General features: G+C 32.7%; 19 protein-coding genes. 8 read left to right on the top strand and 11 right to left on the bottom strand.

The window, feature by feature from the left end:
* A partial coding sequence (locus DNK47_RS03495; RefSeq protein WP_181454159.1) for a hypothetical protein occupies positions 1-653 on the top strand: 653 nt, incomplete at its 5' end.
* A 4-nt stretch (positions 654-657) separates the two neighbouring features.
* On the opposite strand, the gene DNK47_RS02640 is transcribed toward DNK47_RS03495, so the two are convergent.
* Both DNK47_RS02640 and DNK47_RS02635 read right to left on the bottom strand, forming a co-directional pair.
* A complete protein-coding gene (locus tag DNK47_RS02640) occupies positions 658-1,305 on the bottom strand; it encodes a restriction endonuclease subunit S (RefSeq protein WP_112665694.1) in 648 nt (215 codons plus the stop codon).
* A 31-nt stretch (positions 1,306-1,336) separates the two neighbouring features.
* On the bottom strand, positions 1,337-1,777 hold the full coding sequence (locus DNK47_RS02635) for a hypothetical protein (protein WP_112665693.1): 441 nt from the start codon (positions 1,775-1,777) through the stop codon (positions 1,337-1,339).
* 128 nt (positions 1,778-1,905) lie between these two features.
* Between DNK47_RS02635 and DNK47_RS02630 the strand changes: the two genes are divergently transcribed.
* Positions 1,906-5,052 (top strand): type I restriction endonuclease subunit R, encoded by a 3,147-nt coding sequence (locus DNK47_RS02630; protein WP_112665691.1) that lies wholly within the window; start codon positions 1,906-1,908, stop codon positions 5,050-5,052.
* A 28-nt stretch (positions 5,053-5,080) separates the two neighbouring features.
* Here DNK47_RS02630 and DNK47_RS02625 read toward each other — a convergent pair whose 3' ends face one another.
* Together DNK47_RS02625 and DNK47_RS02620 are read right to left on the bottom strand one after the other, a co-directional pair.
* Entirely contained in the window at positions 5,081-5,788 is a 708-nt protein-coding gene (locus DNK47_RS02625) for a hypothetical protein (protein ID WP_112665689.1), read from the bottom strand.
* Between the two features lie 282 nt (positions 5,789-6,070).
* Positions 6,071-6,310, bottom strand: coding sequence for a hypothetical protein (locus DNK47_RS02620; protein ID WP_112665687.1), 240 nt, complete (start codon positions 6,308-6,310; stop codon positions 6,071-6,073).
* A gap of 64 nt (positions 6,311-6,374) precedes the next feature.
* Here DNK47_RS02620 and DNK47_RS02615 point away from each other — a divergent pair, with 64 nt between their 5' ends.
* Positions 6,375-6,662 (top strand): hypothetical protein, encoded by a 288-nt coding sequence (locus DNK47_RS02615; RefSeq protein WP_112665685.1) that lies wholly within the window; start codon positions 6,375-6,377, stop codon positions 6,660-6,662.
* 180 nt (positions 6,663-6,842) lie between these two features.
* Here DNK47_RS02615 and DNK47_RS03600 read toward each other — a convergent pair whose 3' ends face one another.
* The gene (locus DNK47_RS03600; RefSeq protein WP_146737536.1) at positions 6,843-7,088 is read right to left on the bottom strand and encodes a hypothetical protein; all 246 of its coding nucleotides are present in this window, start codon (positions 7,086-7,088) and stop codon (positions 6,843-6,845) included.
* Between DNK47_RS03600 and DNK47_RS02610 the strand changes: the two genes are divergently transcribed.
* The 4 genes from DNK47_RS02610 to DNK47_RS02595 all read left to right on the top strand — a co-directional run bounded on the left by DNK47_RS02610 (position 7,075) and on the right by DNK47_RS02595 (position 9,658).
* Complete coding sequence (locus DNK47_RS02610) at positions 7,075-7,437, top strand: hypothetical protein (RefSeq protein WP_146737535.1); 363 nt, start codon at positions 7,075-7,077, stop codon at positions 7,435-7,437. The two genes, DNK47_RS03600 and DNK47_RS02610, sit on opposite strands and share 14 nt — an antisense overlap.
* A 142-nt stretch (positions 7,438-7,579) precedes the next feature.
* Positions 7,580-8,332 (top strand): hypothetical protein, encoded by a 753-nt coding sequence (locus DNK47_RS02605; protein ID WP_146737534.1) that lies wholly within the window; start codon positions 7,580-7,582, stop codon positions 8,330-8,332.
* A gap of 170 nt (positions 8,333-8,502) precedes the next feature.
* Positions 8,503-9,102, top strand: coding sequence for a restriction endonuclease PLD domain-containing protein (locus tag DNK47_RS02600; RefSeq protein ID WP_181454158.1), 600 nt, complete (start codon positions 8,503-8,505; stop codon positions 9,100-9,102).
* 13 nt (positions 9,103-9,115) lie between these two features.
* The gene (locus DNK47_RS02595) at positions 9,116-9,658 is read left to right on the top strand and encodes a restriction endonuclease PLD domain-containing protein (RefSeq protein ID WP_112665677.1); all 543 of its coding nucleotides are present in this window, start codon (positions 9,116-9,118) and stop codon (positions 9,656-9,658) included.
* Positions 9,659-9,714: 56 nt separating this feature from the next.
* On the opposite strand, the gene DNK47_RS03390 is transcribed toward DNK47_RS02595, so the two are convergent.
* From DNK47_RS03390 to DNK47_RS02565, 6 genes are all read right to left on the bottom strand, one after another.
* Complete coding sequence (locus tag DNK47_RS03390) at positions 9,715-9,942, bottom strand: hypothetical protein (protein ID WP_146737533.1); 228 nt, start codon at positions 9,940-9,942, stop codon at positions 9,715-9,717.
* Positions 9,935-10,297, bottom strand: a complete 363-nt coding sequence (locus DNK47_RS02585; protein WP_112665673.1) for a hypothetical protein — start codon at positions 10,295-10,297, stop codon at positions 9,935-9,937. Before DNK47_RS02585 ends, DNK47_RS03390 begins: the two co-directional genes overlap by 8 nt.
* 121 nt (positions 10,298-10,418) lie before the next feature.
* Positions 10,419-10,784 (bottom strand): hypothetical protein, encoded by a 366-nt coding sequence (locus DNK47_RS02580; protein WP_112665671.1) that lies wholly within the window; start codon positions 10,782-10,784, stop codon positions 10,419-10,421.
* Positions 10,784-11,149 carry a hypothetical protein gene (locus tag DNK47_RS02575; protein ID WP_112665669.1) on the bottom strand — a complete coding sequence of 122 codons (366 nt, stop codon included), beginning with the start codon at positions 11,147-11,149 and terminating at the stop codon, positions 10,784-10,786. Before DNK47_RS02575 ends, DNK47_RS02580 begins: the two co-directional genes overlap by 1 nt.
* A gap of 11 nt (positions 11,150-11,160) precedes the next feature.
* A complete protein-coding gene (locus DNK47_RS02570; RefSeq protein ID WP_146737532.1) occupies positions 11,161-11,475 on the bottom strand; it encodes a hypothetical protein in 315 nt (104 codons plus the stop codon).
* Positions 11,476-11,591: 116 nt separating this feature from the next.
* Positions 11,592-12,194, bottom strand: a complete 603-nt coding sequence (locus tag DNK47_RS02565; protein ID WP_112665665.1) for a hypothetical protein — start codon at positions 12,192-12,194, stop codon at positions 11,592-11,594.
* A gap of 178 nt (positions 12,195-12,372) precedes the next feature.
* On the opposite strand from DNK47_RS02565, the gene DNK47_RS02560 reads away from it, so the two are divergent.
* Positions 12,373-12,660, top strand: coding sequence for a hypothetical protein (locus tag DNK47_RS02560; RefSeq protein ID WP_112665663.1), 288 nt, complete (start codon positions 12,373-12,375; stop codon positions 12,658-12,660).
* Positions 12,661-13,556 lie beyond the last annotated feature (896 nt).

Genomic DNA, 13,556 nt, shown 5'->3' with positions numbered 1-13,556 from the left:
TATTTTCGCTAAAAAAAAAGACTTTCACCTTTTTAAATCCTTTAAGTTGTGTTACTGGAGGGGTTTGCTATGGGCTATCTTCTGTACCTTGAACATCAATATTTTCTGAAATTTCATCAATATATTCTCAGAGGGAGTGAAAAATAACTGGTCATCCAAGATTTATACTTGGCTCTTCTGACGGAGGTAAGAGGGAATTAAGTGTAGATGCAGAAGGATTATTTAAGCACAAAAATAGTGGAAAAGATATATCTTTTGAAGAAGTTGTGATAAGATGAGGGGCTTGGCCTTTAAATTTTGGTGATGTCTTAGTCCATAATAGTAGTTGTGAGGGTGGAAAATATTATGTTGCCAGACATATTTGAGGAGATAATTATCGATTAGATAATGGAAAAACAGTCACTCTAACTACACCTTTAAAAAATTTCTGCAATGGGGGGGGCAATAATAGCAAAAAAGTTAATACTTTAACACTAAATTTTCAAAAGACAGGCGGGCAATCTCCTTCCAACATAATGATTTGAATTAAGTCTTGTACGTTCAAATGAAATGGAGGTGGATTAAGTTTAAGTTGTAAATGTAATGCGAATACGAATGGAAGTGCAGAGGAAACAGTTACTTTGACACTAGGAAGTTACTCTTATAAAAATTAATTAGTTAATTCAATAAAGTACTTTGTAATTTAAGTAACTCTCTAATCCCTTTTTCATTAGTTTTTTGAATTTGAAAGAAAGGTTCACAAATTTGATTAAATTCTTCGATTAAATGTTGCATGGGAGAGTTTACTTCAAATTCTCGCAAATCTTTTTGACTAATACAATCAATAGCTGTCCTGTGGCTAAGATTTTGAAAATCTTTTTTAGTCGTATTAAATAAGAACCAAAAATAGTAATTTTTATGAAATTTTCCATAAATTCCTAATAGGCTTCTAGATAAACATAATAAGTCATAATTTATTCCTGTTTTTCCAATGGTAGCGCCAACACAAGCTAATAATATGGAATCCACAGGCACTAATCTAGTACTAGAATTCCTCTTTCCTTCCTCAGTAATATTTATCTCTCCTTTGTTAATGAATTTCCCTTTATTTGCAGTTAAATCACTTATTCCTATCCAAGGAATTCCTCCTTCTTTAGTTCAATATTCTGGGCATTTTGTAGAGGGAGTTCCGCCTCCAACTATAGTTACAAGATCTCCTAGTTTCTTTCTCTCTAACTGATCTTCTGATAACTTATCAAACAATATGTGGTAATAGGATTCCATTCATTTTTCTAAAGTCTCGTTTATCTCTCTCTCTTTAACCAAATTACTTTTTCAACTATTTGATATCTCCTAACTAATTCTTCTTGCTGGCTGGGGGGGGCACTCTGATAGGGAGATTGCAAAGATTTTGTCAAGAAAATAACTCTAAATGGCTTCCTTGCGCGAATCAATGAACTAAATAATTGAATTTATCTCTCGAAAATCAAATCATTAAATATTTAGGCAAAAGTATTTTTGAATTAATAATTTCAAAAACTGTATAGGTAGTAGAGAGAGCTAGATCTCTTTTAATTTCATTATGCGCAATGAGAATATTGCGACCAAAATTACATAAATGTCCTGCACCATAACAAAACTGATCCTTCTTTACTAATTGAAATTTTTTATTTTCCAGACCTTCTTTTTTTATTTCAATATCCACAAAACACTTCTCAGAGCTTAAACCTTTAATAGGTAAATCGGGATTATAGGGAACTATTTCTCTAACTTGTTGTATTAGTTCTCCTAATTTCATTAACTAATAATTCATGTTTCCTGCCTTTCTAATTTATTTAAGGCTTAAAAATTCCAGAAATGTATATGTATTCTAGGAAAATTTATATGTAAAAGAATTTAAGTCCTATACCTTTTAATTAGTAATCTGTGGAACCAGAAAATACAAAAAGAAAACCAATAACGGAAGAGGAATTAGAGGATTACATAATATCTCTATTTGAATCCCAAGGATATCTTTACTCCAGAGGGAATGAAATTCAAAGAGAAAGCTATTACGAAGTCTTTTTACTAGAAGATCTAACTCGTTTTCTAAAGCCTAAATATCCGAAACTAGATCACTTTGATTGTTACTCAGATATAAGACATATAGCAGATGACCTTCAAAGAGAAGACAAACAATTTTATGATTTCAATAAAAACTTCTTCAAAAATCTAAGTGATGAGATCACCTATATAAGAGAAAGAGATGGAGAAAAATTCTCTATCTCACTTATTGACTTCAAAAATCCCACAAATAACATATTCAGAGTTGTTAATCAATTAGCTGTAGAGGGAAGTAGTCCTAGAAGAGTAGACTTAGTTGTTTACATAAATGGAATTCCATTTGTTATTTGAGAGCTTAAATCCCCTAGTGACAAATACACAGACTTAAGAATTGCGCATCAACAACTACAACTCTATCAAAAAGAGATTCCAGCTCTCTTTAAATACAATGCCTTCACAGTACTATGTGATGGTATTGGCAATGTTAGATATGGAGTTAGTTGAGAAACACTTGAAAGCTTTGCAAAGTGAAAAAAGATTTCAGATGAAGAAAGTGCAGAAGGAAAAGATCTATTAAGTATCACGATTGAAGGATTATTTGACAAAGAAAGGATAGTTAAGTTAATACAAGACTTTATCTGATTCTCAGACAGCAATCCGCAGAAAAAGATTATCTGTAGATATCCACAGTTTTATGGAGCACTCAAGATGTATGACAGTATCAAGAAAAATCTAAAGCCTACTGGTTCTGGGAAAGGGGGAATCTACTTTGGAACTACAGGATGTGGAAAGAGTTTTACTATGCTATTTCTTTCAAGATTACTCTTGAAATCTAATGAATTAAATAAGCCTTCTGTTCTACTAATTGCTGACAGAGTGGAGATTAGTGAGCAACTGTGTTCATTATTTCAAAGCTCTACAGATTTTCTACAAGATAAGAACGTAAAAAGTATCAATTCTAGAACAGAATTAAGTGAATCTCTAAAAAACTTAGAAACTGGAGGGGTCTTTATAACCAACATACAGAAATTTGAAGAAAGTGAGGAGCCCCTTTCAGACAGGAACAACATTATCTGTATTTCAGATGAAGCTCATAGATCTCAGCATAATTTCGATGTGGAATATAAAGAAGGCGGAAAACAAAAAATTCCATTCGGGAAAAGACTTCATGATTCTCTTCCAAATGCAACTTATGTAGGCTTTACTGCTACCCCAATAGACAAAACTATGGATGTATTTGGAGAAATAGTTGATAGATACACCATGGATGAATCTATAGATGATGGTTTTACCGTGAAACTTAAGTTGGAAGTTAGAAAGGGGTGGTTAGAAATACAAGATGATATTGCACAACAAGTTATAGAGAAATATAGAGAGGCAAGAGAGTCTGGGGCGAGTGGTGAGGCCATAGAAGAAGATCAAAAGCTCAGAACACAATTAAAAGCTATCTGTGGAGTTAAAGAGAGAATAGAAAAGATTGCTGGTGACATAGTTAATCACTACAAAAATAGAGTCGATAATGGTGAAACTGTTTGCGGAAAAGCAATGATAGTAACTCACGGAAGAGATATTGGTTACTCTATCTACAAAGCAATTAGGGAAAAAGAGCCGTCATGATTTGAAGTAGATAAGGAAACTGGATTAACAAAAGTTCAATTAGTTATGACTAGGACTAAAGGAGATGAAAAAGAGATGTATGACTTAATAGGTAGTGATAAATATCAAAAAAGATTAGCAGAAATATTCAAGGAAAATGAATCTAATTTCAAGATTGCTATTGTGAGTGACAAATGATTAACTGGATTCGACTGTCCTTGCCTTGATACTATGTACCTAGACAGAATATTCCAAGATAAACAGCTTATTCAAACAATATCTAGAGTGAATCGTAAATATATGAGAAAAGATTATGGTCTTGTTGTTTCCTATTGACCTATCCAAAGATATTGAAAAGAAGCATTAGAAAAAGTTGGAGGGGGAGAAAGAGGGGAACTTTCTTTAGAAGAAGTAATTGCAAATACTAAAGATTGTCTAGAGTTGCTAAATAAGGCTTTTTATGACTTTGATAGAGATACTTTTTTGAAAATTACGGATAGAGAGACACAATCAGAAATGGTAATTAACTATATAGAGGGCAAGGGAGAAGGTTTCAAGGCAGACTTTAAGGAACAATATACAACATTTGCTAAGTGATACGATCTCTGAGCCAATCTAGAGATGAGTAAGGAATTAGGGGAAGATAGAGCTTTCTATAAATTAGTTTGAAGTTACTGATCAAGACATTTCAGAAAAAGTTGAACTCCCATCTCCGCCAAAACTAAACAAGAAATCTCCGAGCACATGAAAAACATCTTTTTAGTAGAAGATATGGCTCAATATTCCTTTGGTTACCTCACTGTTTCCTTTCCCTCAAAAGAAGAGTACAACAATAAAAAGAATTCTGAAGAAGAGAAATTAAGAAAAGGGAAAAAGCTCGGTCAAGCCATTGCCAAGATACATAAGAGTTTTGGAAAGAGCTTCTTGGAGAGGCTGGCAAGACTTCAAGCAGAATATGAAGCTATTTGAAAAGAGCAAGCTAGGTTAAGTGAAATTGAAGATCCGGAAGAAAGAAAGAGACAAACAGAGGAATCAGGCATTCAAGAAAGAATTGAAGCTCTTAATAGAGAAAGAGATGAACTAATTGAAGGTGGTTACAGAAAAATGGAAGAACACAAATCTAAAAATTGAACTAAAGAAGAGCAAGTCTTCTTTGACCAGCTTCAAGAATTCAATAGTCAATTTAACTTTGGTCTTCCTGAAGATCAACTATTAGCTTTCACTAGAGATATAAATCATCTCTGACAAGAAATCAAGAGTTTTGGAGATCCAAATACAAGATTTTCTGTCTTATCCAACCTAAAAATGGAACTATATAAATTAATTGACAAACATCACTTCTACGAAAATGATGACAATTACAATGAAACCACTATTGTAATTCTTGAAGAATTATTAGATTGTTTCAAACGAATGACTGAGAATGAAAGGTAATTAAGTAGTTACTTTTAAAAATTAAGGATTATTTTTTAAACAACAAGTAGATCTTTTCGGAAGACCTGCCGGTAGAGGTTATCCTTACTTCGGTTACTGTTTTTTCTTCTGTATTTGCACTTGCTTTTGGCCACTCCCCTACTACTTCTTTAAGGGAATGAGAGCCACTAAAAGTTGTTCTGTGCTTGCCTGAGTCTTCTGAAGTTTGTGTTTTTATCTCAATTTGGCTACCAATCGTAATTCCTTCTTTATTTTCAAACAAAGATTTTGGGAATAAACCTTCTCATTCACTTGGCATTTTTGAACTACTATCAGAAGTTGTATTTGAACAATTAACTTTCACAAAAGTATTTGTATCTACTAAGGTATTTCCGTTCAAATCAAAGTTATTTGACAACAAAGTTTCTAATTCTTCGACTTGATTTACGACCGAACAATTCTTTTCATTTGTTTTAACTGGGGGTTGTGGGGCGGGCGCCTTAACTTCCGCCGGAACAGAAATAGCAGGGGGGTGGACGGACTTCCCTTCTGGAGCTTTCGGAACCGACTCTATCGAGCTGACGGCGGGAAAGATAGGGGCTATTTTAACTGAAGAGGCTGAAACAGAACGTTTGACTAAAGGTCTGGATTTATTTTTTGAGCTTGAAGAATTTATTTGTCGTAATAGTCAAGGGGTTCCAGCACAACTTATTCCTAATGTGACTGCAGTTAAAAGAACTTTAGCAATGACGTCCACTTAAGGACTTAGTGTTTAGCACTTTAATTTTAAAGAAAATTAGAGACTTTTTAATGGTGAAAATTCCTATTCTACAAGTCTTTTCTTAATCTTTTTTAGTTGTCTAACAAGATTCATTTCATTTATTTATTAGGTAACTTCAAAAAAGATTCTTCTAAATACTTATAAGGACTTAATCTCAATTAATAAAAGGAAATTGCACTTAAAATACAAGAAAATTTAATTTTTACCTTTAATTCTCTTAAGTGAGTCTTAAGGCAGTTATTTCAATCTGCAGAACAATTAGCACGGGGGGGGCATAACCTCACTAGCGCTTTGACAAACAGGTCAACTAGGCGGTGCGATTGGTAACAAAAGTTCTTTAACTGTTTCTCATACTTCCTCTTCTGATTCACGTACAGGTAGCGTAACAGAAACTCGAACAATCTCACCCCATACTCTTCCCAATACAAGAAACTTAGGGGAAGGTAATGGTAAAGTAGTTAATACTGTTGGAGAAGATATATTTGATGGTCTTCACATAAATAGAGATAACTATACAACTGTCTTTTGTGAAAAAACTGATACAGAAGATTCTGAGGAAACGATGGCGGAAAATTGAACAGGTTTATTCCCTAATAACTTACTAGTAAATAGCGAGAATCTTTTATTAGAAACAAGATTTAATGTACAAACAGAAACAACAGATGAGAGTGATGGATACAAGACAACCTTTACAGGAAATAGATTTTTGCATCCCCCTTTAATCGGCAAATGAGGAAGTGATTCAAAAGTTGTATCAGATAAATCATTCACTGAAGTAAAAATTACAGTGGAAGATGTCACTGATGATTCTCAAAAGTTATATCTTCTATTCCCGCCTAGAAGAGATTAAGTAACAACTTTTAGGTTCAATGAACTTAATTCTTTAACACTTTAAAAGGAATAAATACAAACTTTCAGTTAAGACTCCTCATCATTAAACAGTTAATGAATTTCTAAAATTAAAGACTTAGCCGTCATTTCTTCATAAAAGATGTCTTTCGGCGCGAGAGCACTTATTGCGGCTTGTGCACTAGGGGGGGGGCAGTGTCCCTTGATTATTACGTCAATTCAATACTGAAAACTCAACGATTTCAAGTGGTTCTTCCTCAGCCATCACTTCCGATCATTCTTCATTGCCCCCGACATCCGAACTTAAATCAGGGAAGCCTGATCATGCGCCAACAGGTTCTCACCTTCAACCTAAAAAAGTAAATGCAGAAAACTGCTCAGTGGCGAGAGAATTAGTAGATTTAGAGTCTTTATTGTGATACAGCAATAGTGGTTTTGTAGATTTAGATACTTTTATTAGAGTTACGTGCTCAAATGCCAATTTAAATCAAGACTCAAAAATGCCAAATCAATGATCAGGATTATTTCCAAACACTCTTTTTAAAGACAGGCAAGAAGTCACAGAAGGAAGAAAGATTGGAATAAAAGTAAAAACAGAAGCTATAGAAGATTCAACAAAGTACAAAACAACTTTTAGTGGCTCTCATTTTTATGACCAAATAACGGGAGAATGAGTCAAAGAAAACCTAGATGAAACTGGTGAAAAAGTTACTGAAGTAAAAATAATCTCTTCTGGCTCACAAGGTGAAAAAATTTATTTGTTATTTAAGCAATAAAGATAACCTTTTCTGTCAGTAAAATAAATTCCTAAACCTTAGTTCCCTTTAAAAAAGTAGTTCCTTATTACTAATTTCTAAGGGCTTTTAAAATGAAAACTACTATTCTTATCAGCTTTTAACAGGGGTGCGGGGGGGGATATTGCCTATAGCGGGTTTTGCCGGCATCGTCGGCAGTATTGCGAGTGTGGTGGGTTTTTCCACTTCCAACTCTCGCCCTGACATTCCTGCCCTAACATCAGCAACCCATACATGAAGTGATATATGGCTCCCTAATCAAATAAGTGCAGAATTTGAATGTAATGGATCAGTGTGGAATCCGAAAGCAAACTCAAGAAAGGGCAGTTTTGAGACGATTGGAACGAAATTTAATTGGACTTTAAAACTGGATAGTAACGATGGAAAATTATTGAAGGAACAAGGAAAAATTAACAAGGTCATTGATATCAATATTGCGCGAAACAACAACAATGAAAAAATCTGACCTATTGTAGGGGGAAATGCAAATGAGACTTTAAGAGTCTGAGTTTACCCATCAAAAAATAATTTGGCGATAGAAATGAAATTTGTTGAAGTGCCAAGTATGTCTGGGAATTTTGCATATATTTCAACAAGACAAGGTAGTTTGGGGACATTAAATTGTTCAATTGACAATTCTCTAATTTTGAAGACAAGTTCAGGGGGTATTATTTATGAACAAGATAAACAGGTATGAAATAACAAAGTTGGAAGAATTAGTACAACAAGAAAGTTAGATGTTGAAATTTCTCTAGGAGCATGTAAACCCAAGGAAGGAGGGAAAGAGCTAGAATGTTCCCTAAAAGTTATGAGTAAAGATCTTTTTGATTGAAGTAAAAAGGTTAATAGCGAAGCCACAATCACACTGTCTCAATAAAAAACTCTCAAATAAATTAATTCTTGATATTTCTCTAGAGAAAGAAAGTACATAAATTAATTTCAAATTTTTGATTAAAGATTTTTTAACTAAAGAATTATTCTTTTTTGACAAATTCTGATTATTAATAGATTGAAAGCCCAAATAATAATTTCTTCAACACTTTTCAAGTGCAGACAAAATTTCTTTACTCTAATATTCAACCTTTATTAGTGCAGAAAAACCAAGAAATAATTCACGATTGTTTTAAAGAAGAAATTCAAAAAGCAGATCAATTAAAAATTGCTGTTGGTTTCTCTTCTTACAGCTCTTTATGGGAATTAGATAAATTAATAACCCAGCACAAGATTAAAAATATTTGCTTAATTTTGGGAATGTATTTTTTTAATGGATTTCCCAAAAAATTATTTAAATTGGCCCTAGCAATTAATTCCAAATGGCAAAAGACGGGAATAGGAGAGATTAGAGTGACATATTCACTTAAATATCACGGAAAGCTGTATTGCTTTATTAAAAATGACCAAATTACTTCAGCCATTCTAGGCTCTCCTAATTTAAGTTTTCTAACGATCGCAGACCAAACACATTTAAAACAATACGAAATAGCTTTTTTTACGAATGATTCGCAACTACTAGAGAGCTCTGTAAATCATATCAATAGATTGGCATCACAAGATATTTCAGAAAATATAGATGTCTTAAAAAAGAAACAATTGCTTTCTTACAAAAGTACTCAATATAAGCGAAAAAGAAATTTTAAAATAGACTAGACATAGCTTAAAAATGTCATTTTTAACTATTAAAGCATTAGAAGAGGCGGAAGCGCTTCAAACTCTGATTTTTCCTCTAAATGTTCCTACAGATGAAGAGGCTTTGAATTGACAAACACTAGATTTATCTAAGTCATCATTGAATGCTTGTTATAGTAAGCCTGAAAGGGATGAAAAAAGCGGAGAAATGAATAGTTGATATGATATGGAGATAATTGTTGAAGGTCAACATGATCTACCTCCAAAAGAAAAATGATTTTATATCGTTACAGATGATGGAGATGGTTTTAAAGCTAGGTTTTCGGGAAGAAAGATCAAAAAATTAAGTACTTTTGAAGATAAGGAAATTATCGGTAGATGAGTAAAAGGTAGGTTAGCAGATTTAGACTTCATTACTGGTTTTGAATATGTTTACCAAGATAAAAGGAGAATAGGAATAATTACTAAAGAAGTTTTGAAAAGTTACGGAGCAGATAAATTGGTTTTGAAAAAAACTAATAAGACTAAAAAAGATGGAAGAGGTACTGAAAGAGATGTTTGATTCTTGTCTTTTTAACAACTCACTTTAAGGACTAAAGGAAGTTACTTTTTTAAAAAACCCTAATTAGATCTTTAATAAGTAATCAAATAAATTGGATTAATGGTTCCCAAAACCTCTGACAAAGAAATAGGTATAGCTGTATCTCCTTCGCCAGTTTTTAAACTTTCTCCTCAAGTTCCAGCAATTGATGTTGCTTTCAAGACAGAACTTTTAAAAGTGGTTATAGAATTTTCATCTGACGATATGGTCTCAGTTTTTATGTCAAATTTCTTGCCAATTGCCAGTGAAGAACTATCCAATAAAACTTGCTCTGGAAAATAATCCAGTTCAATGTGAAGGGAGTGAACCTTTACTGGTGTTTTCATTAGTATCTTCACAGAAAATCTCAACATAGAAATTCCCTCCTTTTTCTTGAGCTAGAAGAAAACTTTTTGAATCCCTCGAAAGCTCTTCAATAGAGCACTTCCCTCTTTCTTTATCACTTACACTTACAGGTAATTTTTTTGAAATTGTTTCTATTTTGTAATTTGGATCTTGAGTAGTGGATTGGGTTACTACCTCTACATTACTTGTTTTTCCTAAAAATAAAGGAAGGCTTGCGCAACTTCCAACAATTACCAAAATTGATGAAAAAGCCCTTACACTAACAGCCATATCTTAAAAATTTCTTGTAATTTGTAACTAAATAATTATCAAAAATATCCTCGCCTATTTTAACTAAATTTTTGGATTAATTAAATATTTTTTTCTAAATTAAAAAACTTTAGATATTTTTCTAATGGGCGGAAGAAAGTGTTGAAAGAACTTTATCTTTATTACATTGTCCGGCATATAAGGATTCAATCTCATATTTAGATTCATCTAAATACTGTCTAACTTCTTTTGAACTAACTATTTTTAATTCACTTCCATCACTTTTATTCTTAACTCTAAAGGTTAGAGAACTATCTAAGCAATCATCAAATTTCTTTTCTTGTCTTCTTTGTTCTGGAGAAATAGGAGGTTGTATCCTTAATTGAACTTTTACTTTTTCACTTTTATTTTCCGTAAGGTTAGAAGACTTGGTAGTTAAATAAGTAGGAACAAAAATAGTAGTTCCTACTGCCAATAATCCAGCCAAACCTTTCAAAACTGCAAACATTATTGTGATAGATTCACTTCTCTAGTACACACATTTGGTTGATAAGTCACACCGACAATGTCTTTTCTATCTCCCTTGTAATCGAACTCAGATATTTCACTTATAGCTCCTTCTTTTCCTCTAATTTGAAACTTAGTATTCTTTTTCTGACAAAGGTCAAATATTTCATCTTGTTTTAATTGGGCAGAATCAGTAGAAACTTGTAATCTTGTATTAGTTACAGGAATGTTTAAGACGTTACCTTGACTGCCTATTACTGGTGTTTCCGAAGATTTAAGGAAATTTAAAGAATAAATAGGTACAAAAGTCACTGTTCCTACAGACAACACTCCACCCAAAACTTTTAAAGTAGTAGAGAGTAACAACTTCTAGAGAATTATTTTTCAGCAATTTCTCGGCTACATTTACCAACCTCATAATCTGCCTCAACAAGCTTATAGCCCTTTTCTCTATATTGACTAAATTCTTTTACAGGTACTGTCTTTTTATCTCCTTGGCTATTCTGAATTACTATCCTTATATTTCTGTCTTGACAATCATCATGTTCTTGATCTCTTAATTTTTCTTCAAGAGATACAACTTCTCTAGTAGAATCTCTAGTGGGATTACTAGAACTATTTTTAGATAATTTATTTTCTTGACTGGGGGGGGCGCTTAAACTAGTAGTGGCAACAGTTGCAATAACTGCCACAGGGGTGACTGCTGTTACAGCGAAAACTAAAAGTCTACTGAACAAAGTAAAGTAATCTATTTTTTAAAAGATTTTATTAACTTCCCAGTTACTAATTTGCCTCTAAATTTGTAAGTCTAAAAAATTGAAAAATTGTAAGAAGAAAATCCACTTGTTCTTTCAGAATCCTTCAAGGTACAGTTCAAAGAACTTGCTCCTGTTTCAGGATTAATAACTTTGCAGTCGTTAATCAAATCAACGTTCTTGAAATTAGCTCAACCTCCCCCCCCTTGATCAGGAATACTTAACTTAATTTCTCCGTTTCCTTCTACCAACCCCAAAGAAAGAGTTGCGGTGTCTCCAGTTCCTTTTTCATAATTCACAGACCTAACTTTCTTTGCAGAACTAGCTCCATTATTTCTAACATCGCTATTGGAACCTAAGTAGTAGAAACTGTCTTTACCATCTTCTTTGCAAGCATAAAGAGCCCCGAAAGAATCATTAGAATTTGCAGGATTTGTAAATCGCTTACACTTGTTACTATTCAAAAATCCTAAAGCTTCAGATACTTTTGTGTTTTCTCTTCTTTCGGTAACACTTCTATTGATACCCCCAATAACCTTACCTGTTTCCTCTGCGACTGTAGTAACAGAACTTTGTATCTTATTTACTACAACAGGAACAGCCACACCTGCACCTATTCCAGCGACACCAATTAATGCTTTGAAAAGAAATAACATAAAGAGTTATTTAAAAACCTAAAAAAAATTATATAAATAGTTTTTTAACTAATTCAAAAACTCTCATCATTTAGCTATTAATCCAAACAATAAACAACTAACATCTTGGTCTAGCTTTCAAATTAATTACTAACCATAAAGTCATTAAACTAAAATACCCAAACACTAGTTGTTTAATATGCTGTTACTTACACTAGGGAAAATTTTGACCTTCTTGATAATTGGGGGAGGGGCTCTTTCTACCTATCATTTCACTAACAGAAAAAAGAGTTTCATTTCCTCTTTAAGAACTTATTCAGGATTAGCAGGTTGAAATAACGACTGCGTAGCTCCATTTATTATGAAAGCTTCTGGGGGAGTAGAGCTGAATGTAGAGAATGAAGAGGAAGGTAAAAAACTTTTAAATGAACACCATCAAGGCCAAGGAACAATAGAAAAATGTCCTAGTTATAAATCGTCTAAATAACTTTCTAAAACTTCTCTAACTTAAATCTTTTCTAAATTTCAAACATCTAACAAAATCAAAAATTATTTAAGCTAACTGCAAAAATAACTTAACTATTTCTGCTTTAATAGTTTTTCTTGTTATATCTGTAGCTCTCAATATTCCTCTTGGTCTCTTCTTATTTGTCGCTCGCCAAAATAGAAACGAGCTAAATAACTTAAGGCGAAGATTATCTCAATTACAAGAGCAAATTTATGAAGCTAAAAACAAATATCAGTCAGTTTCATAAAAACTTGAACGGGCCGAAAGAGAATATTACTTCTTAAACAACAAAGAAAAAACAAAACCAAGAGGAAATAAACAGAATGCTTGTCTTTAACGCTAGTGTTTAAAACATAAGGAGCCCAGCGCGCAGTTGAACAATACAGAAAAAATTAAACCGATGATTAAGGCTGTGATAATTTAAGAACTGTTTTTTGCTCTTATTTAATTCAACTCAGACAATACTTTAAAAATAAAATTCTTTAAATTCTTTTGCCTCCTCAAAAGAGAAAAGAGAAATTACTTGTTTATATCTGAATAATTCTCTCCAAACTAAAAAATAAACTGCTTTACATCGGGGGGGGCATTTACCAAGTAATAGAAAAGTCGCAAACTTTAGTCATGAAAATAAGTGAACTATATCTAAACGGAAATATCGAAGGTTAAAGAGAAAACTTAAAAGATCTAGATTAGTTTTGTAACTAAAAGAAAATAACTACTTAATCCAAGCTTTCAACTCAACCTTTTTGTAATCTCAAAAGTTTCTTAATTATCTGCTCATTACTTTTTTGTAACTCAAAAATAGGCTCACAAAAATTGTTAAATTTGTCAATTAGGAATTGAGGGGGGAGTTTGAATTTAAGTGGCAATAAGTG

Origin of the sequence: Mycoplasma wenyonii (genome assembly GCF_003265155.1) — a bacterium.
In the GTDB taxonomy this organism is placed as follows: domain Bacteria; phylum Bacillota_I; class Bacilli_A; order Mycoplasmatales; family Mycoplasmoidaceae; genus Eperythrozoon_A; species Eperythrozoon_A wenyonii_C.
This window is presented reverse-complemented; position numbering and strand designations above follow the sequence as displayed.